General features: G+C 46.8%; 15 protein-coding genes. 13 read left to right on the plus strand and 2 right to left on the minus strand.

Annotated features, from left to right (window positions below; genetic code table 11):
* Genes NSQ66_RS07700 through fucU form a run of 3 tightly spaced genes read left to right on the plus strand, consistent with a single transcriptional unit; the run spans window position 1 to window position 2,557 of the window.
* Window positions 1–1,446, plus strand: coding sequence for a rhamnulokinase family protein (locus NSQ66_RS07700; RefSeq protein WP_036675679.1), 1,446 nt, complete (start codon window positions 1–3; stop codon window positions 1,444–1,446).
* Window positions 1,447–1,466: 20 nt separating this feature from the next.
* Window positions 1,467–2,117, plus strand: a complete 651-nt coding sequence (locus NSQ66_RS07705; protein WP_038569477.1) for a class II aldolase/adducin family protein — start codon at window positions 1,467–1,469, stop codon at window positions 2,115–2,117.
* An 11-nt stretch (window positions 2,118–2,128) separates the two neighbouring features.
* Window positions 2,129–2,557 carry an L-fucose mutarotase gene (fucU, locus tag NSQ66_RS07710; protein ID WP_036675675.1) on the plus strand — a complete coding sequence of 143 codons (429 nt, stop codon included), beginning with the start codon at window positions 2,129–2,131 and terminating at the stop codon, window positions 2,555–2,557.
* Between the two features lie 75 nt (window positions 2,558–2,632).
* Here fucU and NSQ66_RS07715 read toward each other — a convergent pair whose 3' ends face one another.
* On the minus strand, window positions 2,633–4,624 hold the full coding sequence (locus tag NSQ66_RS07715) for a beta-galactosidase (RefSeq protein ID WP_339211653.1): 1,992 nt from the start codon (window positions 4,622–4,624) through the stop codon (window positions 2,633–2,635).
* A 264-nt stretch (window positions 4,625–4,888) separates the two neighbouring features.
* On the opposite strand from NSQ66_RS07715, the gene NSQ66_RS07720 reads away from it, so the two are divergent.
* The 9 genes from NSQ66_RS07720 to NSQ66_RS07760 are packed head-to-tail and all read left to right on the plus strand — an operon-like array spanning window position 4,889 to window position 18,614.
* Window positions 4,889–5,860, plus strand: a complete 972-nt coding sequence (locus NSQ66_RS07720; protein WP_036675672.1) for a sugar ABC transporter permease — start codon at window positions 4,889–4,891, stop codon at window positions 5,858–5,860.
* 17 nt (window positions 5,861–5,877) lie between these two features.
* Window positions 5,878–6,762, plus strand: a complete 885-nt coding sequence (locus tag NSQ66_RS07725; RefSeq protein ID WP_036675671.1) for a carbohydrate ABC transporter permease — start codon at window positions 5,878–5,880, stop codon at window positions 6,760–6,762.
* A gap of 34 nt (window positions 6,763–6,796) precedes the next feature.
* On the plus strand, window positions 6,797–8,383 hold the full coding sequence (locus tag NSQ66_RS07730; RefSeq protein WP_339211656.1) for an extracellular solute-binding protein: 1,587 nt from the start codon (window positions 6,797–6,799) through the stop codon (window positions 8,381–8,383).
* A gap of 51 nt (window positions 8,384–8,434) precedes the next feature.
* Window positions 8,435–10,849, plus strand: a complete 2,415-nt coding sequence (locus NSQ66_RS07735; protein WP_081389379.1) for a helix-turn-helix domain-containing protein — start codon at window positions 8,435–8,437, stop codon at window positions 10,847–10,849.
* A gap of 37 nt (window positions 10,850–10,886) precedes the next feature.
* Complete coding sequence (locus tag NSQ66_RS07740) at window positions 10,887–13,514, plus strand: hypothetical protein (RefSeq protein WP_339279646.1); 2,628 nt, start codon at window positions 10,887–10,889, stop codon at window positions 13,512–13,514.
* Between the two features lie 27 nt (window positions 13,515–13,541).
* Window positions 13,542–14,249: a DUF1961 family protein gene (locus NSQ66_RS07745; RefSeq protein ID WP_339211661.1), complete on the plus strand. Its 708-nt coding sequence runs from the start codon at window positions 13,542–13,544 to the stop codon at window positions 14,247–14,249.
* Between the two features lie 21 nt (window positions 14,250–14,270).
* Window positions 14,271–15,080 (plus strand): polysaccharide deacetylase family protein, encoded by an 810-nt coding sequence (locus NSQ66_RS07750; protein WP_038569480.1) that lies wholly within the window; start codon window positions 14,271–14,273, stop codon window positions 15,078–15,080.
* Window positions 15,081–15,107: 27 nt separating this feature from the next.
* Window positions 15,108–16,379 (plus strand): hypothetical protein, encoded by a 1,272-nt coding sequence (locus NSQ66_RS07755; protein ID WP_339211663.1) that lies wholly within the window; start codon window positions 15,108–15,110, stop codon window positions 16,377–16,379.
* 15 nt (window positions 16,380–16,394) lie between these two features.
* Window positions 16,395–18,614, plus strand: coding sequence for a glycoside hydrolase family 88 protein (locus NSQ66_RS07760; RefSeq protein ID WP_339211665.1), 2,220 nt, complete (start codon window positions 16,395–16,397; stop codon window positions 18,612–18,614).
* Between the two features lie 524 nt (window positions 18,615–19,138).
* Here the strand turns inward: NSQ66_RS07760 and NSQ66_RS07765 are convergent.
* Window positions 19,139–19,966 (minus strand): AraC family transcriptional regulator, encoded by an 828-nt coding sequence (locus NSQ66_RS07765; protein ID WP_339211666.1) that lies wholly within the window; start codon window positions 19,964–19,966, stop codon window positions 19,139–19,141.
* Between the two features lie 147 nt (window positions 19,967–20,113).
* Between NSQ66_RS07765 and NSQ66_RS07770 the strand changes: the two genes are divergently transcribed.
* Window positions 20,114–21,400, plus strand: a complete 1,287-nt coding sequence (locus NSQ66_RS07770) for a Gfo/Idh/MocA family oxidoreductase (RefSeq protein WP_339211667.1) — start codon at window positions 20,114–20,116, stop codon at window positions 21,398–21,400.
* Window positions 21,401–21,566 lie beyond the last annotated feature (166 nt).

Here is a 21,566-nt window from a genome sequence, read left to right on the forward strand (position 1 = left end):
ATGGGTGATACGATTAAGCTTCTGGCTATGGATCTTGGCGCCAGTTCCGGAAGAGTGATGTTGGGATTGTATGACGGTAACACCCTTCGCATGGAAGAAATTCATCGGTTTGCTAATACCCCGGTGTATATTGGCGGGCATTTGTATTGGGATGTTTTGAAGCTCTTTCACGAAATGAAAAAAGGAATCCAGAGAGCTTATAGGGCGCGTGGAAAATTGAGGTCTCTAAGCGTGGATACGTGGGGAGTCGATTACGGTTTTATTGATAAAAGAGGGATGTTGCTCTATTCCCCCCATCATTATAGGGATAAGAGAATGGGAAGTCATCGTCAAGGGTTGGAAGTACTGCTTCCGCCAAGGGAGCAATTTAGCGTTACTGGTATTCAACCGAGCTTGATTAATACGGTTTATCAGCTGTTTGCTGATTTTCAGGATAATGATTCTCTGCTAGAGGTCGCAGATACTATTTTAATGATGCCAGACCTGTTCCACTATTTGTTCTCTGGTATCGCGGCAGCAGAAAGCACGATTTGGAGTACAAGTGGCTTAATGGACGCTGTATCTGGTGAAGTCTCTACTGAAGTATTTAGCAGGCTTAGTATCCCGGTTAGCCTAGTGCCACAACAGGTTCAATCGGGGACGGTCATTGGTCCTATCCTTCCGGTAATTCAAGAGGAGCTTAGCGTTGGTCCAATGGAGGTAATTGCGGGTGCTTCTCATGATACGGCTTCAGCAGTAGCTTCCATTCCGTATTCTCTTAAGGATAATGCAGCATTTATAAGCTGTGGAACATGGTCGATAGTGGGCATGGAGACGCCTGAAGCTGTCATTACAGAGAAAAGCTATGAATACGGATTCACAAATGAGCAGTGTTACGGCCAATCTAATCGTTTGCTCAAAAATATAACGGGACTATGGATTTTGCAGGAGCTGCAAAGGAATTGGGCAGAAGCGGGAAAATACGTCAGCCAAGGCCAAATGGTTGAGCTAGCTGAAACCATAAATCATGCCCCAGCAATTATTGATCCGAATGATGAACTGTTTAGTACACCCGGTGTGATGACCCAACGGATTAGAGAATATTGCGAACGAACAGGCCAGCAAGCCCCCTACACGAAAGCTGAGATTATTCGCGTCATACTTGAGAGCTTAGCAGAGTCCTATCGCCATACGATTAACGAAATGGAAGAGATCACCGGCAAAAAAATCAATATCATTCATATGGTCGGTGGTGGGATTCAGAATGAACTGCTCTGTCAGCTTACCGCTAATATTACGGGGAGAAAAGTTGTAGCAGGGCCTGTGGAAGCTAGTGCAATTGGCAATATAATTATTCAACTGGCTGCCCTAGGGGAATTGGAAATCTCCGAGGGCAAGCAGGTAGTGGAAAGATCTTTTGCCTTTAAGACATATCAGCCTTCTTTGATGAAGGTTTGTGAAAAATAGGATGCGAGGAGAGAAACCCTATGGATACATTGGAACAAAAATTACGTTTGCAGATTTGTGATATCGGGAGAAACCTGTTTAATAAAGATTTTATCGCGGCTAATGATGGGAATATTTCTGCTCGCTTATCAGAGAATGTAATTCTGACTACCCCCAGAGCGGTGAGTAAGGGATATTTAGAGCCTCATATGCTTGTGAAAGTGAATCTGCAAGGTGAAGTCCTTGAAGCAGCTGAAGGCTACAGACCCTCAACGGAAGCGAAAATGCATCTAAGAATTTATAATGAGCTGCCAGAGATGAAGGGTGTGGTCCATGCACATCCCCCGTATGCTACTGCATTTGCCATAAAAGGTGAGGCGCTCGACAAGATGATGATGCCAGAGTCGGTGATTATGATCGGAGATATTCCGTTGGCGGAATATGGAACACCATCGACGGAAGAAATTCCAGATTCACTGATGCCTTTCCTGGGCAAAAAAACTGCGGTCCTGCTCGAGAATCACGGAGCCCTTACTTGGGGAGAAGATGTTATGGAAGCATATCTGAATATGGAACGGCTTGAGTATACGGCCAAGCTCACCTTCATTACCCGGATGATTGGCGGGGAGAGAGAATTGCCGCAGCATCGGATTGATGAGCTGGTAGCGTTGCGATCATTTTATGGGAAGTAAAGAGGTGCCTTATGTTAAAAGGAATTCCTAAGCTGCTCTCTCCGGAGCTGGTGCGCATTCTGATGGAAATGGGTCATGGGGATGAGCTTGTATTGGCTGATGCTAATTATCCCGGACATTCGTTGAATCCGAGGGTACTGAGATATGATGGCATCGGTATTCCTGACCTGCTGGATGCCATCTTAGAGTTGTTACCTCTGGATCATTATGCAGAGCAACAGGTGGCTTTTATGGCAGTGGTGGCTGGAGATCCAACTGTGCCGGTCATCTGGTCCACATACGAGACTATCATTGCCAAGCATGATGCTGAAGCGACGATTAAACATGAGGAACGTTTTGATTTCTATAACCGTTCTAAGCAAAGTTATGCGGTTATAGTTACTGGTGAAGAAGCATTGTATGGGAATGTTATTCTTAAAAAAGGCGTTATTAAAAGTTAAAATAACGGAAATGAAGCCGCTAACCGCTTGGGTGACCAAGGAGTTAGCGGCTTTTTATGCTGTAAGGATAAGTATTTATAACCGGATTACTCTGTACTCATATGCACCAAGGGAGAGGGGGCCGCAGGCCACGGATTTGCCTGAGAGAACATCATGTCCGTCCCGCGGGAGTGTGAGACTTCCCCCGTGTCCATCCATATTTACAATGGTCCACACTTCGGTACCTTGGTCATTGCTTCTAGGGCAGACAAGGGTTCCCTTAGTGACATCACTGCGTACGGTAACACCAGTACGTTCTGCATAATGATCAATAAGTTTACATAACATTAGGTCACCTTCTTCACCGGCAGGCATTGAACCCAGCATAACAATAGTACCTTGTCCGTAAGGCTGCTCCGTCAGAAAGGACAAACCCGGCGTCACCCCCTCCGTAATCATTCCGAGACTGGAAGCGGACTCTGAAACGGGTTCAAAAACAGAACTCCACATGGACAAGGGAGCAGATACCCCAAAAGCGTGTCCAATCGTGCCTGTTGATTCCAGCGGATAGATAAACTTAGTTTTGACTCCTGCTAATCGCTCCAATTCCCCAAGTCCGGCATTCGTATGAAGGGTATGCTCCTTCGTTCGTCCTCCGGTAAGAGGACCGACAATCCAAATCCCGCCAGCTGCTGTGAAGGCCAGCGCACTTTCCACATACTCGGGGGACAAATAATGTACGAATGGAGTGAATAACAGCTTGTATCCGGTTAAGTCACCGCCTTCGGGCAGCAGATCCCGGTGAATACCCATATGTAGAATTCTTTTGTAGAAATCGCCCAGCAGACTACGATAATTTAGCTTCCGATGAGGTTCAGTTGCGAGATAAGCTTTGGTTCTGTCCGAATAGGTAATCGCAACATCTGCCCGAAGGGGCCGGGTGGAGAGCATAATTTGTTCAATTTCTTGCCGTGCTTGATTGGCCTCCAGCACATTATCGTACCCTAGAGCGGGTTCTCCCCAGGCACTAAGGATCGAGCTATGTGTTTGTTCACTTCCGGAAGTATGCTGGCGCCAGAGCCAATAGCAAAATGCACCTGCACCCAGCGCATAGGCGGCAACCGCTTCTGCCTTCAGATATCCGTTCGGATGTGGCACACCAAAACTTACTAGAGATGCGGCAAACGAGGGTCCTGTCTCCATTATCCAGAAATCTTTTCCCGGCTTGAAATTTCGCCATAGATCACAGTTAAGCAGATAAGCATGCATATTTTCCTGTGAGGCATAAGTGTCGTAGGCGGCAAAGTCGAGATTCTGAAATAGCCGCTCATTATCTAGATGAAAAGCGACACTGCTGTTGTGGGTAATTGGTGCAGAGGAGTGGCGGCGGATAATATCAGCCTGCTCATCGGCGAATTCAGCGATTTTTTCCATTGAAAATAAGCGGTACATCGTCCGCAGAGATGAATTGTGGAGGAAAGGTGCGGGTCCTGGCTGTGGCACCTGATCAAAACGTTGATAAGTTTGGCTCCAGACGGCTGTTCCCCATGCCTCATTCAACTTTTCAATGGAGCTGTAGCGCTGCTGCAACCAGATATGCCATAAGCCATTACAGGTTTCACACATGCACTCCGCCACATGCGCTTTGAATTCGTTATCGAGCTGCCAGGCGGTTAACCCCGGAAGTGCTCCGGTCTCCTTGGCAATATGCTCCGTAATGATGGCAGCCCGCTCACGAAAATAAGGATTGTTCGTACAGATATGCTGCCGTGCTCCATGTCCCATTACCGTTCCGCTCTCATCCACATAACAGCGCTCAGGATGTCCATGGGTAAGCCAAATGGGGGGTGTAGGTGTCGGCGTACACATTACTGTGTCAATTCCGTTTCTATGTAACCTTTCGATATATTTCACGACGGGACGGATATCAAGCTTATCTTCTTCTGGCTCCAAGGCAGACCAAATGAATTCTCCGATTCGTACGATATTAATCCCCGTTTCTTTCATTAGAAGGATGTCCTGCTCAAGCACCTCTTCACTCCATAGCTCGGGATACCAAGCAGCACCATAGTATAACTTGTTCTTCAATTCAGCTCCCCCTTTAAGGCAAACATTTGCTGGAAATCATCACTTGGAATCATAGGTTGTTAGGGTCTTGCGGGCAATAGTAAACTTTTGCGCGGTTTGGACTTTTTAGATAAAATGGGATTTTTAGCTTATATAGAGCGTTCAAAAAAGTCCGATTGCTGGAAAAAATCACTCGCAGCATAATAGGAGTCGCAGTAAGGGTGATTGCAGTAATCCATGGCTACAGTAATCGCGAGCTGTACATGACAAATGGAGGTGAACAGGATGAAGCACGTAACAGTTCCGGGAACTGCAGAACAACAGCCAAAACCGCAGACCTATCGAAATATCCGGGTAAGAAGATGGAAACGTTTTAAACGTGATAAATGGTTATATATTCTGCTGCTCCCTGGAGTCCTTTATTTTCTTGTTTTCAAATATGTTCCGATGTGGGGCGTGCTGTTGGCTTTTAAGAATTACCAGCCGTTTCTTGGTTTTCAGAAAAGTGAATGGGTAGGTTTTGAGCATTTTCGTGTTTTTTTCCAGAATCCCGATTTCTTTATGCTGCTGCGCAATACGTTATTGTTATCTTTTTATAATTTGATTTTCTTTTTTCCGGCGCCGATTATTCTGGCACTGCTTCTAAACGAAATACGGCTTTCCTTCTATAAAAAGACGATACAAACGATGATTTATGTTCCGCACTTTATATCCATGGTCATTGTGGCCAGTATGAGCTATGTATTTCTAACTACGGAAGGCGGGACTGTAAATGAGTTTTTGTATACGTTTACAGGCAGGAAAATAGACTTTCTAGCTAATCCCGACTGGTTCCGTCCATTGATTATTCTCCAGACGATCTGGAAGGAGTGCGGTTGGGGGACAATTATATTCCTGGCAGCGCTGGCCGGTGTAGATGTGGAGCAATATGAGGCTGCGGTAGTAGACGGTGCGAACAGGTGGCGGCAGATTTGGCATATTACGTTGCCTGCTATTCGCAGTACAATCGTTATTTTACTTATTCTTCGGATGGGAACGATTTTGGATAACGGTTTTGAACAAATTTATTTAATGATGAATGCTCTTAATCGTGAAGTAGGTGAGGTGTTCGATACCTATGTATACGCACTGGGAATCACCCAGGGAGCTTTTAGCTACAGTACAGCTGTTGGATTATTCAAATCAATAATCGGTGTGACGCTTGTGCTCGGGACGAATTGGATCGCCAAAAAATTTGGTGAATCCGGACTTTATTGAGAAGGGAGTAGCTTGCTGTGGCCAAACAATACAAGAGTACGGGTGGAACTGCATTTGATGTATTCAATTATATATTTTTAGGGATTATCGGAATCGTAGCGATTCTCCCTTTCCTCTTTGTGGTTTCGGGCTCCTTCGCTACAGATGCGGAAATTACTAAACGTGCCGTATTCCTGATCCCGACCACGATTTCATTTGACGCCTACCGATTTATCTTTTCAACAGATACGATTATGCGCAGTATAGGGGTTTCTATTTATGTTACGGTAATCGGAACTGTCGTTAATTTATTCTTCACGGTAACAATGGCTTATCCGATGGCAAAACGATATCTGATGGGCCGTAATTTGGTACTCAACCTTGTTATTTTTACGATGCTGTTCGGTGGAGGAATGATTCCAACCTATCTCGTCATTCGGGAACTGCATCTGCTGGATACGCTCAATTCTCTTATTTTACCGGGAGCAATTAGCGCCTTTAACCTGATTATTGTCAAAAACTTTTTTCAGGAGCTGCCTATAGAAATGGAAGAAGCGGCGCGTATTGATGGTTGTTCTGAGCTGGGCTTGTTGTGGAAGATAGTCCTTCCTTTATCCAAACCGGTTCTTGCTACATTTACGTTGTTCTATGCTGTGGGACATTGGAACAATTTCTTCTCGGCACTGCTCTACATTACGGATCCGACAAAATGGCCTTTGCAGGTGATGCTGCGACAGATCGTAATGTTGTCCCAATCTGCGGCTGGCGATATGAGTTCTATGGATCCGAGCTTTGTGCAGCCACCGGAGCAGTCGATTAAAATGGCGGTCATTGTAGTAGGTACTCTACCAATTTTATGTGTGTACCCATTTCTGCAAAAACATTTCGCTAAAGGGGTGATGCTGGGTTCTGTTAAAGGATAGCAAACTTAACTTATTCCAATTTGGAGGTATAATAATGGAAGCTAATCGTTCGGTAAAAAAGAAGCGCTGGTTGTTACTTTTACTTGTGGCTATGATGGTTACCACTGTTGTTGCAGGTTGCTCAGGTAATGAATCTGCAGGTTCTAACAGCAAAAGTGAGGGGAGTAGTAATACTGGAGAAGAGAAAAGCGAGTCCCCGCTGGATCTGACCCTCATGCTGCCGATATTCAAAACAAATTATCCGAAGGATGGCAGTCCGGTTGCTGCTGAACTGGAGAAACAGACCCACACAAAAATCCACTTTGAGTGGGTCCCGAACGCATCTTATGCAGATAAATTTAATATTACGCTAGCTTCTGGGAAACTGCCGACTATTATCTACGTGGGGGATGTTAAGGCTTCTAGTTTTGTGAACGCTGCCAAATCGGGCGCATTCTGGGAAGTAGGGCCTTATCTTAAGGATTATCCGAATTTAAGCCAAGCGAACCCGGTTATTCTGAAAAACTCGGCTATTGATGGGAAGAATTACGGAATCTATCGGGGGCGTGTACTCGGCCGTAACGGTATGGTTTTCCGTAAGGATTGGCTGGAGAAGGTGGGGCTGCAAACACCGCAGACGGTAGATGATTTCTACAATATGCTGAAAGCGTTCAAGGAAAAAGATCCAGACGGCAATGGTAAAGAGGATACTTATGGCATGGTGCTGGTCAAATGGAGCGGCCAGTGGGCCAGCGGTTTTGATACCATTAAGTTATGGTTTGGAACACCGAATAAATGGGGCGTGCAAGATGGCAAGCTACTGCCTGAGCATGAATATCCAGAATATTTGGAAGCGCTTAAGTTCATGAAGAAGCTGTATGATGAGAAATTGATCAACTCCGACTTCGCTGTGATGGACAGTGCCAAATGGACAGATCCGATCGTGAACAATAAGGCAGGAGTAATCGTCGATGTGGTCGATACAGGCGCCCGGGTGGATGATAAAATTCACGCTGCGCTAGAAAAAGAAGGCAAAGACGAACCGGATAAACATTATGTAGATGTAAGCGGGGGCGTAACAGGTACGGATGGCAAGCTACATACATTGCCGACCTCTGGTTTCTCGGGCATGCTGGCTATTCCAAAATCATCTGTGAAGAGCGAAGCAGAACTGAAACGGGTACTGGCTTTTCTAGATCAAATCAATAATCCGGAATTACAAACGATGTTAGGTTTTGGTCTGGAAGGTACTCACTACACTATGGTGGATGGTTTTATTGAACGCTCCAAAGACACTGTCCTTCTGGAGTCAGAAGTGGAAGGGTTAAACCAAATTCTGGCCTTTATACCTGAGGACAAATCCAAGACTGTAGCTCAGACACCGCTGCGGCTTAAACAAATCGAAGTTCAGAAAGCAAATGAAGCTTCGATCGTGGTTAATCCGGCAGAGGCCTTTATTTCCACAGTATATTCCCAAAAGGGTGCTCAACTCGACAATGTAATTAATGATGCACGCATAAAATATATTGTAGGACAAATTGATGAAGCTGAATTGAAATCAGCATTTGATGTATGGAGAAAAACAGGTGGAGATGATTTAGTTAAGGAAATGAACGAGTTATACGCTAAGGCTGACCGCTAGATCCTTCCTAGTGCTTTTATCCGGCTGGAAAGGATCTGAGGAGCAAAACGAATGTGGTTCGATTGCACTTCAAATTTATCTGATTCGGCTGGTGAGAGCATAGTGATGAGAAATGTGGCGAAATGGAAGCGTTATACAAAAGGCTGGTCAGGCTGTAAGGGCCGATATTATCGTAAAAATCTGATCATTATGCTGGTGGTGTCATCCATTCCGGGGTTTATTATTGGTGCGCTTGTCTACTGGATGGCAGGGGGACGCCTGGAGAGCGAGCTGCTGCAGATGCATAACAGGCAGATTGAACAGCGGGCGGCTAATATTGATGATCAACTGTCCAATCTGGAGCTGATGCTGGCACATTGGGCCTTTGATCCCAAGTTTGATTACAGCTTGAATGGCCTTGATTTTATTCAGGATCATGAGCGGGCTTGGGATATTACGAAGACACTCGTAGTGATGCAGGGCTCGAACACGATGACGAGTAACGTTGAACTCTATCTATCAGGAGATCATCCATTACTATTTAATCCCGAATATGGCACGATTGACTCCAGCGCGGTATCGGGTCAATATGACAAATTGATTGATACTGAACAAAGCACCTATTGGACGCAGTGGGCATTCGATCCCAATAAACCAAATGTCAAAGAATTAACGCTTGTCCATCATATTCCGGGCGGAAGCTTGAAGCCCTTCGGGGCTCTTTTGCTCCGCATGGATACGGAGAAAGTAGCTGCGATGCTACGAACTATGACACCTTATAATAGCGGCGAGACATTTTTGCTGCAGACGACGGGGGATTTGTACGTATCTGCTGGAGACAGTGCCGAGGATTCTCCCTTACTTACCGCATTGCATAATGAGATTGTGAAACGGAGCGCGAACCATGAGTCAAATCTTGAGTCCTCTTTTCTCTTCGACTGGGGTAAGGCTACATATGCAGTGACTTATGGTGAGTTTTCCCGACTCTCCGCAGATTGGCTCTATGTGTCCGCTTCACCGATAACCAGCATAACTTCACCTGTCGTCTTCATTTCGAGACTGATATTTTTAGTTAGCTTTAGTGCTTTGCTGCTGGCGGCGATTCTGTCTTGGTTTGCTTCCCGTAAAATCTATTCACCGATAGGACGGTTGCTGCAGACTTTGTTGCCTGACCAAGCGGCGGCTGCGAGTAGGGAGGATGAGTTCATTCTGATTGAACGGCATTGGCAGAACTTGCACGGGGAGAGCCATGCCCTGAAGTACACTCTTTCCGAGCAGCTTCCACATGTGAAGGAAAGCTTCCTGCATCAGCTGTTTCAGGGGTATTTATATTCTTATTCTGAGCAGGATCTGCAAAGCCGGATGCGGCGTTTTAAGTGGGAAGTAGAGGATTGTCATTATATTATTCTTTATATTCAGCTTACAGGCATCTCCAGCCAGGAGGGGAAGTTCCGCAACGGTGATGAAAGTCTTGTATCATTCGCCGCCGTCAATATTATCGGAGAATTGTCTGCCGAGCACTTTAAGCAGGCTGATATTATCAATTTCCATGATCTCACGGCAGGATTACTTCTTATCGAACCCGTTGCGAATCCATCGCTGGAAGCGGTGCAAGCCTTTAGCGAAGAACTGACAGGAACGATTAATCGCATGTTAAAAATGAGGGTAACAGTGGCGTTTAGTGCACCGGTTGGAAGGATATCCGGTATTCCGCTAGCGTTCGAGGCTGCGAAGCAAGCCGCTAGTTATCGCCAGTTTGGTGGTGAGAACCAGATTATTAATATGGAGCTACTGGATCGTGAGGGGCAAAGTACGCCAGAACCGCAATATTCGTTCACTTTGGAGCGCGGAATGATTCAGGCCCTGCGCACAGGAGAAGCGGAAGAGGCTTACCGGCTGTTGGAGGAATTTCTGGAGGCACTGTGTGCCAATGGGGCAAAAGTGATTGATGTGCAGCAGGGCATGCTTCATTTGTTAGGCAGTATTCAGCACGCCATTATGGTCTCAGGCATTCATCCAAACCAACTGTTCAAAGGGGCTAATCTGTACGCGGCACTGTCGCAAATTCATGAGCCGAAGCTTATCCTTGCCTGGTTTCAGGAAAAGGTAGTCGCACCGTATCTGACGGAGCTGAGCGAGCGTTCTGATGCCGGAATCAAACGGACGATTGAGCATGCCATGATGTATATCAATGAGCATTATATGGATAATATTTCGCTGGATGGATGTGCGGATTATACAGGGATCAGCCCATTTTTACTGAGTAAATCATTCAAACGGGTCACCGGGAAAAATTTCATTGATTATCTGACCGAATTGCGGCTTGATAAAGCCAAGGAGTTGCTGCGTGATACCTCGCTGCGAATTAACGATGTAGCTGAACAGGTGGGTTATCAGCATAGCTATTTTAACCGGATTTTTAAGAAACAAGAGGGAATAACTCCAAGCCGCTATAGAGAGCTAAGCCATAATAATGAAGCTCTTTAAAAGTAAGAGGACGTGCGGCGAAGAAGGTATAAAGGAGATGGTTGTTGTGCCTACGGCTCTGCCGATTAGCCTGCATTGGCTAAAAAAGCCCGCTATTGATGTGGGTGTTACCTGGGGGGTTCCTTGGAAAAAAGGAGCGCTCGACAGGGAATCGTTAAAGAATCTCTGCTTAAGTATGCCGAAGAACGAAAAGCTTGTGCCGCTGCAAAGCTGGCCGGCAGCTTTTTGGCCTGACGGGAGCATCAAATGGTCCACGCACTCGGCAGTAAACAAAAATTCGGATATTCAGCAGGATTCCTTAGCGACAATGACAATAAATCAAGCGGCTCCAGCTACGGAAATGACTGAGCGACTAACTGTGCAGGAAACAGAGGAAGCTTTCATTATAGATACAGGTGTTATTATTTGCACGGTTAACAAGCAGGGGAAGGGTCTTATCCGCAGTATTGTGCGCAGAAATCCGGCGGACACGGAAGGAACCGAAGTATGCAGTAATGGAGAGCTTGTATGTATACGTGAACAGAGAGATGAGGGTGCTGGCACCCTGAGCATACGTGAGGAGCGATTCACAGGACGAACGTTAAGTGCCATCCTTGAACAGGACGGACCTGTTCGCGCAGTGGTGAAGCTAGAGGGACTTCACCAAGCTTCACACAATGCTCGTGAGTGGCTTCCCTATACGTTACGTTTATATTTTTATGCTGGGCTGGAGTCTATTCGATTAGTTCATACGTTTCATTATGACGGTAATCCACAGCAGGATTTTATTAAAGGATTAGGAATAGAATTCACAGTGCCGCTGCGTGGACCGCTTTACAACCGCCATGTTCGTTTTGCCGGAGATAGCGGCTTGTTTAGCGAGTCTCCTAAGACGTTGCATACACGGCGAACCAAAGGTAAGTACCGTGATTTATTCGTCGATCAGGTAGCAGGATGTACTGTGAAATTTGATCCAGAAGAGGATGCCTATTTCCTTAGTTTATTGGATGACTCCGCGACTTGGGGCAGCTTTCGGCTGGTTCAAGATTCTTCCGAGCATTATGGGATCTGGAAGCGGACAGAGGATGGGTGCGCTTGGATCAAGGCAGCAGAAGGCCGCCGGGCAGGTGGGCTTGGTTATATTGGAGCAGAGGGTGGAGGGCTAGCCGTCGGGATGAAGAATTTCTGGCGTAAGCATCCGGCAGGAATGGAGATTGGTTCCACTGCCACAGATGCGGCAGCTCTTACTGTCTGGTTCTGGTCACCTGATGCGGCAGCTATGGACTTGCGGCATTATGATACAAAAACACATGTGGAATCCTCGTATGAAGGTGCAGAAGAATTACGGGCCACTCCATTTGGTATCGCTAATACTAGCGAGCTAACATTCTGGTGTACGGCGCAGACTCCCGGGCCTGAATTGTTGCAGCGGATGCAGGCAGAAGCTGAAGAACCTTCATTGCTGGTTTGTGAACCAACTTATTATCATGAAGCGGGTGCTTTTGGTTTCTGGAGTTTGCCTGATCGGAGCACGCCAGCCAAGGTGTATCTGGAAGAGCGGCTGGACGGGATCATCTCCTTTTACAAGGAAGAGATCGAGCAGCGCAAATGGTACGGTTTTTGGGACTACGGAGATTTCATGCACAGCTACGATCCGGTCAGACATGTATGGAACTATGATCTCGGTGGCTGTGCCTGGCAGAATTCCGAGCTGGTGCCAAATATGTGGTTGTGGGTAACGTTTCTCCGGTCCGGGAGAGCGGATGTGTTCCGAATGGCCGAAGCTATGACCAGGCATACGAGTGAGGTAGATGTATATCATTTTGGCGAATACGCCGGACTAGGCTCGCGGCATAATGTCATCCACTGGGGCTGCGGCTGCAAAGAGGCTCGTATCGCTATGGCGGGTCTGCATCGCTACTATTATTATCTGACCGGAGACGAGCGGGTCGGCGATATTATGGACAGTGTAAAGGATGCTGATTATTCAACAGTTACTCTGGACCCGATGCGGGCGTATTTTCCGAAGGATGAATTCCCCACTCATGTTAGGGTGGGTCCGGACTGGGCGGCCTTTAGCTCTAATTGGATGACCCGCTGGGAGCGGTTCGAGGATACCGCTTATCGTGACAAGATTATAACAGGCATGAATTGCATCAAAAGGGCAAATTTACGGCTTTTATCTGGTCCCACATATGGGTATGATCCGGCAACTGGCCTATTGTCGGGAATGGGCGACGATAACTGGGGGCGTCATCTAGCGATTAGTATGGGAGGTCCGCAGGTGTGGTTCGAGCTGGCGGCAATGCTGGAGGACTCGGACTGGGATGATATGCTGGCTGAGTTCGGCGTATTTTATAATTTGCCACAAGAAGAGAAGGACGCATTTACAGGAGGGTTGATTTCAGGAAAACTCCGTTTTGAGCATCCTGTGCTCAGCGTAGCCATTGCTGCATATGGAGCATATTACCGCAAGGATCCGGCGACGGCAGAGCGGTGTTGGACGATTTTGCTGGAGAATCCATTTGGTTGTGTGAATCTACAGGAGGAAGCTGATCGGGTCACTTATATGACTGAGTTAAATGAGATCGATTGGATGAATACAAATGAAGCCTCGCAGTGGTCTTTAAATACGATCATTGCCTTGGAATTAATCGGTAGTGCTATACCGGAACTCGCGAATTGAAGGCTTCATTGTGGGGAGGAATGATTTATGGCTAGGCCGATGCAGGACACGGGTATAGGTGGTTTGATCCCTGAAGCATGGAAACCAATCTACCATAATCCCCTCGCTTCAACTAGTGATATCGCTGGATTCCAGATGGAGGGAGAGGGAACGGTTTCCTTCCCTTTGCAACGAATGAGATTAGAGAGCACTATCCATGCCGAGGCCGGACAACAAGCAAATGTCGTTCTCTGGTGTCCAGAGGAGTTCCCGGCAGACCTCGCCGTATCGTGGAATTTCCGCCCATTGTGTGAGCCGGGGTTGGCGATTTTGTTTATAGCGGCCAAAGGAGAGGGTGGGAAGGATTTATTTGATTCCACGCTTGCTCGCCGTACGGGTGAATATGATCAATACCATCACGGGCAGATAGACACGTATCATATCTCGTATTTTCGCAGGCGTTGGGTGGAAGAACGTGAATTTCACACCTGTAATTTGCGCAAAAGCTATGGTTTTCATCTGGTTGCGCAGGCAGCCGATCCGCTTCCGGACGTCAGCGACATGACTGAGCCCTACCGGATGTTAGTGGTGAAACGTGGCCCTATGCTGTCTTTTGCAATCAATGAACTGCCGATTTTTACATGGATAGATGATGGTGAAACCTATGGGCCGCTACTGACAGGCGGGAAAATTGGGTTCCGACAGATGGCACCCCTGATTGCTGATTACTCGAATCTGACGGTTTTTGGACAGTAATGCGAAGGAGGCTTCAGATTGATGTCTATTATTTATTATTGTTACCCTGAGGGCAGACATAAGGCGCTTACAATGAGCTATGATGACGGCAGACGGGCTGACGAAAGATTGGTAGGACTATTTAACCGCCATGGGATTAGAGGAACATTTCATCTCAATTCTGGCCTGCTGGGTGAAGGTGATCGTATTACGGCAGATGAAATAACTGAGCTGTACCAGGGACATGAAGTATCTGTCCATACGCAACATCATCCGACGCTGGCCCGTTGTCCGCAGGAGCAAATCATCCATGAGATTATGGAGGATCGAAAATATTTTGAGACGCTGCTCCAGGTGCCGATACGGGGAATGTCTTATCCTAACGGTTCCTTTAACAAGGAGATAAAGAAGCTTTTGCCTCATTTAGGCATGGAATATGCCCGTGTGGTACAGACCACTGGCGGCGGCTTTGGGCTGCCGGAGGATTGGCTGGAATGGCGGGGGACTTGCCATCATAATGATCATTTGCTGGAGCATGCGGAGCAGTTCGTGAAGCTGCATAAACGGCAGTATTTATATCTGATGTATGTGTGGGGCCATAGTTATGAATTTGATAACGATAATAACTGGGAGCTGATGGAAAGCTTCTGTGAAGCAGTGGGAGGACTGGAGGAAATCTGGTACGCCACAAATATTGAACTCGTTCATTATATGAAGGCTTGTGAAGCCCTTATTTTCTCCGCTGCTAGGGATTTTGTATATAATCCGGGAGCGGTATCTGTCTGGCTGGAAATCGACGGTGTGATTATAGAAGTAGCAGGCGGACAAACCGTCCGTTTCCCTGAGATCTAATCGAAGAGAGAAGACAGGAGGATTCTAATGAGAACGAAGGACACACAATCAGTCTATCAGCTGGCAAAAGTAGATATTTCCGCTGCTGGTCCACGCTGTAAAATGCTTATTGGCGATCTGAATGGGGATGGACGTGCAGAAATGCTGCTGGTCCAGCCGGATAATCGCCAGGATGTTCGTTATATTCCCCATCAGGTGCAATGCCTGACCGCTTTTGATATGGATGGCAAGCTGCTGTGGCAGGTGGGCACACCCGATCCTGACGCTGGCAGCCAAGGCTCGGACTATCCAGCGCAAGTTTATGATATAGATGGTGATGGGTCGCTGGAAGTATTATGTGTAATGGATGGACGTTTTCATATTTTTGAAGGTTCAACAGGAACGGTTAAGTCCATATACGACTTACCTGCTGAACATGCACATGATTGTATTATCATTGCCAATCTAACAGGGCAAAAACATGCTTCCGACATCATTCTGAAGGACCGTTATCATCAACTGTGGGCCTTGGATAAGAATTTCAATTTATTATGGACGCATACAGGCAATGTAGGACATTATCCGTGGGTTCACGATCTTCATGGAAATGGACAGGATCAAGTGATGGCAGGTTATGATCTGCTTGATTCTAAAGGTAATTTATTATGGAGCTGCCACGATCTGGATGACCACGCGGACTGTATTTGGGTTGGCGATGTGAATGGAGATGGTTATCCTGAACTGGTTGTCGGCGGAAGCGTAACGGTGATGTATGACCGGGACGGGCAAGAGCTTTGGCGTTATGACGGTTCTATAGAGTCACAGCATCTGGCGTTAGGCCGATTCCGGCCCGAACTGCCTGGTCTTCAGGTTGCCGGGCTGGACCGAATGATCCGCGAAGATGACGGCAAAGGGCTAAAAGGTAAGGATGCGTTGTTCCTTTTAGACTGTAATGGCAAGGAACTGTGGAAAGAAGAGCGCACAACCGATGGTTGGCTGACTATCGTTGAAGCCGTTAGCAACTGGCAAGTGGGTTCTCCGGATTATATTCTCGCGTACCGCCGGGGAGGCGGGGTATATCCTGCTTTGTACGATGGACATATGCGGGTTGTAGCTGAATTCAAGGAGGAAGGTTATGCCGTTCATGGCGATCTTCTGGGATGTGGCAGGGAACAGGTTGTAATTTATAATGATGAGTCAGCATCGGTATATTCAAGCGAGTGGATAGATATTAGTACATGTGCCTCTGAGAAATCGTTACCTCAGCCTAAAAGATTGTACAGCTCGACGCTGTATCCGGGTGGAGAAATAACGGTGTGAAGGAGGATACGTTTAGTGAGTACTTATATTCCAGAATACTTTCCTGATCCTGATTGTATTGCCAAATATAATGGGGGCGAAATCGAAAATGTACTGGCCGCTGTGGCCAGCCGTTTTATCGGTGCCTATCCCCCGCAGCCTCCGGTTTACCGGGTACATTCGCAGAGTGGTTTCAAACGGCTCCGCGACTGCCGTTATGATATGAATCTGGAAGAACGACTGCCGGAGCTAGAGGCAGGACAATTCGTATATGTGTGGGGAAAGCTGTGGAGCGACAATGAGGTAGAAGCCCCTTTCTCAGTTAGTTGCTACAGTCCAGTTAAGGTTTACATAAATGGACGGCTGGTGTTTAGCTCCAATCTAAATGATGATGTGTTTCCGGACCGGAGGACGTTTTTTCGGGCGGGCATGGATAAAGGCTGGAACCATCTTGTGCTGGAGTATGTAGCAACAGGTACAGGTTGCGGAGGGGTTTTTGGAACGGGCAGCGTCAAAGGTGCACCGGTACACTTTCTTACTCCAACGGCGCAGTTAAGCGGTTGTGAAGGTTGGATTTATAGTGGACCCCAACAGACGTCTTGGGCAGCTTGGCTGAAAGCTGAATTCACTGAAGAGCAAATGACAGCTCGCTGCGTTTGGTTTCCGACGCCGCAATGGTCGCCACAGGAACAGGCATCTGGCAACTGTTCACGTATATTTGGGGAATTACTAGGAGCCAAGGCGTTTGCTTGGTGTAAGCTGGAAGTTAAGAGCCTACAGAAAGATGACATACGCCTGCAAGGTAGCTATCGTGGAATGGCTGAAATCTCTATCTATGTGAATGGGGAACTTGTAGCTGAGCACCAGAACGTGAACGGCACGCTGGATATCCAACTGGAGCTTGGTTATGGACTACATGATCTCGTCGTGGAGTCCGTCTGCGGAGAGGGGAATTGGGGATTTGAACTGGACGTACGGTCTGGTGGTGTTCAGAGTAGTCTCGTGCAACCTTATTCAGTTGAAGGATTAACTGATCCTTGGCTGTACCTTGGACTATTCACCTCGGGGACAGCGCCGAAAGTCTTAGAACTGACCTCTATGGATACTTTATTTGGGGAAGCGGATGAAGTAACCTTTTGGCGGGTGGACCAACCGAATAGCTGGGTTAGGCCTTATTTGGAGAGTGTTATGTTTGGGCGCTGGAATTACCCTCTAGGCGTAACCCTGTACGGATTGCTGAGAACAGGAGTAGAGCTTAAGGCCCCCCATTATGCCGAATATGCACAACACCATATTGAGCAATGTACAGGGCTGCATGAATATGCCTTATGGGACCTTGGACGTTATGGCGCTCCGGGCATCAATCATCAGCTGGCGCTGATGGATTCGCTGGACGACTGCGGATCCTTCGGGGCAACGATGCTGGAAGCAAATAAGCTTCGTCCACTACAGGGCGCACCGGAAGCTGCTGCTGAAATTGCCAATTACATTACTAAAGTGCAGAGCAGGCTGCCTGACGGAGCTCTGTATCGGACCAGTGGCACAGTTGATTTCATGCAGCAGACGATGTGGTGTGATGATCTGTATATGAGCACGCCTTTTCTAAGCAAATATTATAAATTGACCGGAAATGCGGCTTATCTTGATGATGCGGCGGCGCAGTTTTTACATTACAAGGAGCGGCTGTTCCAGCCGGAGCTTGGCATTATGCATCATGTATATGATTATAAGTTTAATAAACCCAATGGCGTGCCTTGGGGCAGAGGTAATGGTTGGGTGATTTTCTCACTGACTGAGCTGCTTGAAGTTATGCCTGAGCAACATCCGTTGCGATCTGATTTGCTTGATTATTTCCGCGAGCTTAGTAAAGGCTATCTTAAGCTGCAAGATGAGCGGGGCCTATGGCATCAAGTGTTAACAGATCCTGAGTCCTACGCAGAGGCTTCTTGTACCTCTATGTTTATTTATGCTTTTGCTAGAGGCGTCCGCTGCGGTTGGCTGCTGGAACCAGAGTCATACGTAACCTCTGCACTCCACGGCTGGAGCGGCTTAACCCGTCATTGTATTGACAAACAAGGCAATGTTTACGGTGTCTGCCGCGGTTCGGGTTATTCGTTTAACAAACTGTATTATAAAGATGAATTGACCTGGCAATTAAACGATACACATGGGATTGGCATCGTGCTGCTGGCCGGAATTGAGGTTCACAGGCTTGTACGAGATTTGGAAATGAAATCACATAACGAAGCAAAATGAATGGCATGATGAGGAATGAGACGACCGTATTAATCACAAAATGACAGCGGAGCAGCGATACTCCATTAGTGGGGATCGCTGCTCTTTGTTGTGAGTTACTGTGCTGCTTAACCCCCCACCCCCCCCCCCGGCCCCCCTTGAAACCGCCGATTACTCCTGCTAGACAAAGTTATGCGGACTCAGATGACGTTATTTGCAGATTAATCGCCTTTTGAGACCATTTCCGGACTCCAGTGACGTTATTCCCTCGAAAACGCTCAATATAGGTAACTTTTTATGCCAATAGCGACTATGGGGGCCGATAAAATCCCAAAATAGCGATTATGCTGCGAATAAGGTCCACTGGGTCCGATAGCCTCATGAACTTTGTTCGCGCGAAAAGATAATCTAGTGACGGGGTATTGTTGTTGCTCAGATGCCCCCGATGCTCCTGATGCCCCCGTATGCCCATGGCAGTTCACATAAGGTACTTTTGATCGACGGAGCGGCTACATAGAGAATCGGTTGTGATTTCTAACTGTGGATCAGCGGTTTTGCTTGCGATATTGCAAAGGCGAACATTTAACGATTTGCTTAAACACACGCCCGAAGTGGGCGATGCTGTCAAAGCCGGTATCCTCGGCGATGTTCGTAACTTTAGCGTTGGTGCTCTGCAAGAGACGTTGGGCTTCCTTGATCCGAATGTAGTTTAGATATTCTACGATAGTGAAGCCAGTCGTTTGCTTGAACACACGGCAGAGATAGGTGCTGCTGATGAAAAAAGTCTCAGATAGCCGCTCCAATGTAAGCTTTTCAGCATAATGTGCTTGTAAAAAATCGATAATTTCGTAGACTTTTAGCTGCTTCTCACTGCTCTCAGAGGCAATGGGCTCACGGCTTATTTCCTGTATTCTGTTCATTTCAATAAATAGTTGGATGAGTAGCGTCTGAAGATAGGGGATTTGCTGTGTCCGTGGTTCTGTTTGTTCTTTTAGCATGCTGAAAAGTAGATATTCAATGGCCCCCTGTTCATGTACTCCGGGCCGCAAAAGCAAGCTTTGTGTAGCCATAAATGGAAAATGCAGCTCGAAGTGCGCCAATGTCTTTTGCAGAAAGCTTTCCTCAAAGTTAATTAAGATCCGTTCATGGCTTGCAGAGCCTTTAGAGGTGGTACGATGGAGCTCGTTCTTGTTAATAAAAATCAGATCACCTTTACGCAAGGTGTAGATCAGATTGTTAATGTAATAACTGCGTTCCCCGGCGAGTAAATAATAAATTTCATAAGTATCGTGATAATGGTCGGAATCCATGCTGAATGGACCGGCTCTTTTTATTTGCTCAATCATAAAAGGAGGCTGAGGCTCCTGTTCCATGCTAAATCTGCTCCTTTCAGATAATGAAGATAATATATGCAAAGTTTTTATTGTTTCTGCTAAGAATCGCTTAGATTCAGATGTATTTTATACTATACACTATAAGAAAAAAACGCTTTTAAATCAATAAGTGATGGAGTGATCCTGATGTCCAACAAGAAATATGCTTTCGTAGGAACCGGCGGCCGAGCGGAGTTTTTTTATGGTGAGATCACTACGAATTATCGTGAAACCTCTGAAATTGTAGCCTTTTGTGATGTGAATGGAGCAAGAATGGATTATGCGAACCGTTTGCTGGAGGAAAAATATAAATATCAAGCGGTTCCTACCTATAAAGCTCATGAGTTTGACCGTATGATTGAGGAAACCCAACCTGACACGGTAATTGTCACGAGTATTGACCGCACGCATCATCGTTACATTATCCGGGCGATGGAGCTTGGCTGCGATGTTATTTCGGAGAAACCGATGACAGTGGATGAAGAGAAATGTCAGGAAATTCTTGAAGCGATTGAGCGGACTGGGAAAAAGCTGCGTGTGACCTTCAATTACCGCTATGCACCACACAACACCAAAATCCGTGAACTCATTATGGACGGCGCGATTGGAGAAGTGCTTTCCGTCAACTTCGAGTGGCTGCTGAATACGCAGCATGGGGCGGATTACTTCCGCAGATGGCACCGTGATAAACGGAACAGCGGAGGTCTCTTGGTTCATAAATCCACACATCATTTCGATTTGATGAATTTCTGGCTGGGTTCGCGCCCGGATACGATTTATGCGATGGGCGATCTAAGATTTTATGGCAGAGAAAACGCGGAGAAGCGCGGGGTGACTGAGTTTTATCAGCGTGCTCATGGAAGTAGCGCGGCAGAAAATGATCCGTTTGCCCTGCATCTTAAAGACAACGAGCAGTTAAAGCAGATGTATCTGGATACGGAGCATGAGGATGGTTACCTGCGTGACCAAAGTGTGTTCGGTGATAATATCAGCATTGAGGATACGATGGCGGTTATGGTCAAATACAAAAATAAGACGATTATGAATTATTCACTTAATGCTTATTTGCCTTGGGAGGGCTTCATTGTAGTATTTAATGGAACGAAGGGGCGGATGGAAGTAAAGGTCGTCGAACAGTCTTATGTAAATGCCGGAGGAAACAAGGAAGATGAAGGGGCGTTAAAAGACAAGCGGATCACGGTTTTCCCTCATTTCGCAGCACCTTATGAAGTGGAGATTGAAGAAGGAGTTGGGGGGCACGGGGGCGGAGATCCTGTGATGCTGCGTGATATTTTTGAATGTCCGCTAGAGGATCGCTTTAATCGTGCGGCTTCCCATGTGGACGGGGCGTTGTCTATTATGACCGGGATTGCGGCAAATCGTTCGATAGCTACTGGACTTCCAGTTAAGGTAGATCAGTTAATAAAATTGTAGTAGCCCGTTTATGAACAAGCGGCTTTGGGTTCGGAGGGTGCGTTTCTCCAGAATCCCGGAGGGCCCTCCGCGCTGTCCGCACGTTAAGTCAACTTCTACTTTTAGATTAAGCTAAAAAAAGTAAAATACAAGGCTGTCTCTTAGTCATCTACGATGACTAAGAGAC

Source organism: Paenibacillus sp. FSL H3-0329 (assembly GCF_037963285.1).
Taxonomy (GTDB): Bacteria; Bacillota; Bacilli; order Paenibacillales; family Paenibacillaceae; genus Paenibacillus_AQ; species Paenibacillus_AQ odorifer.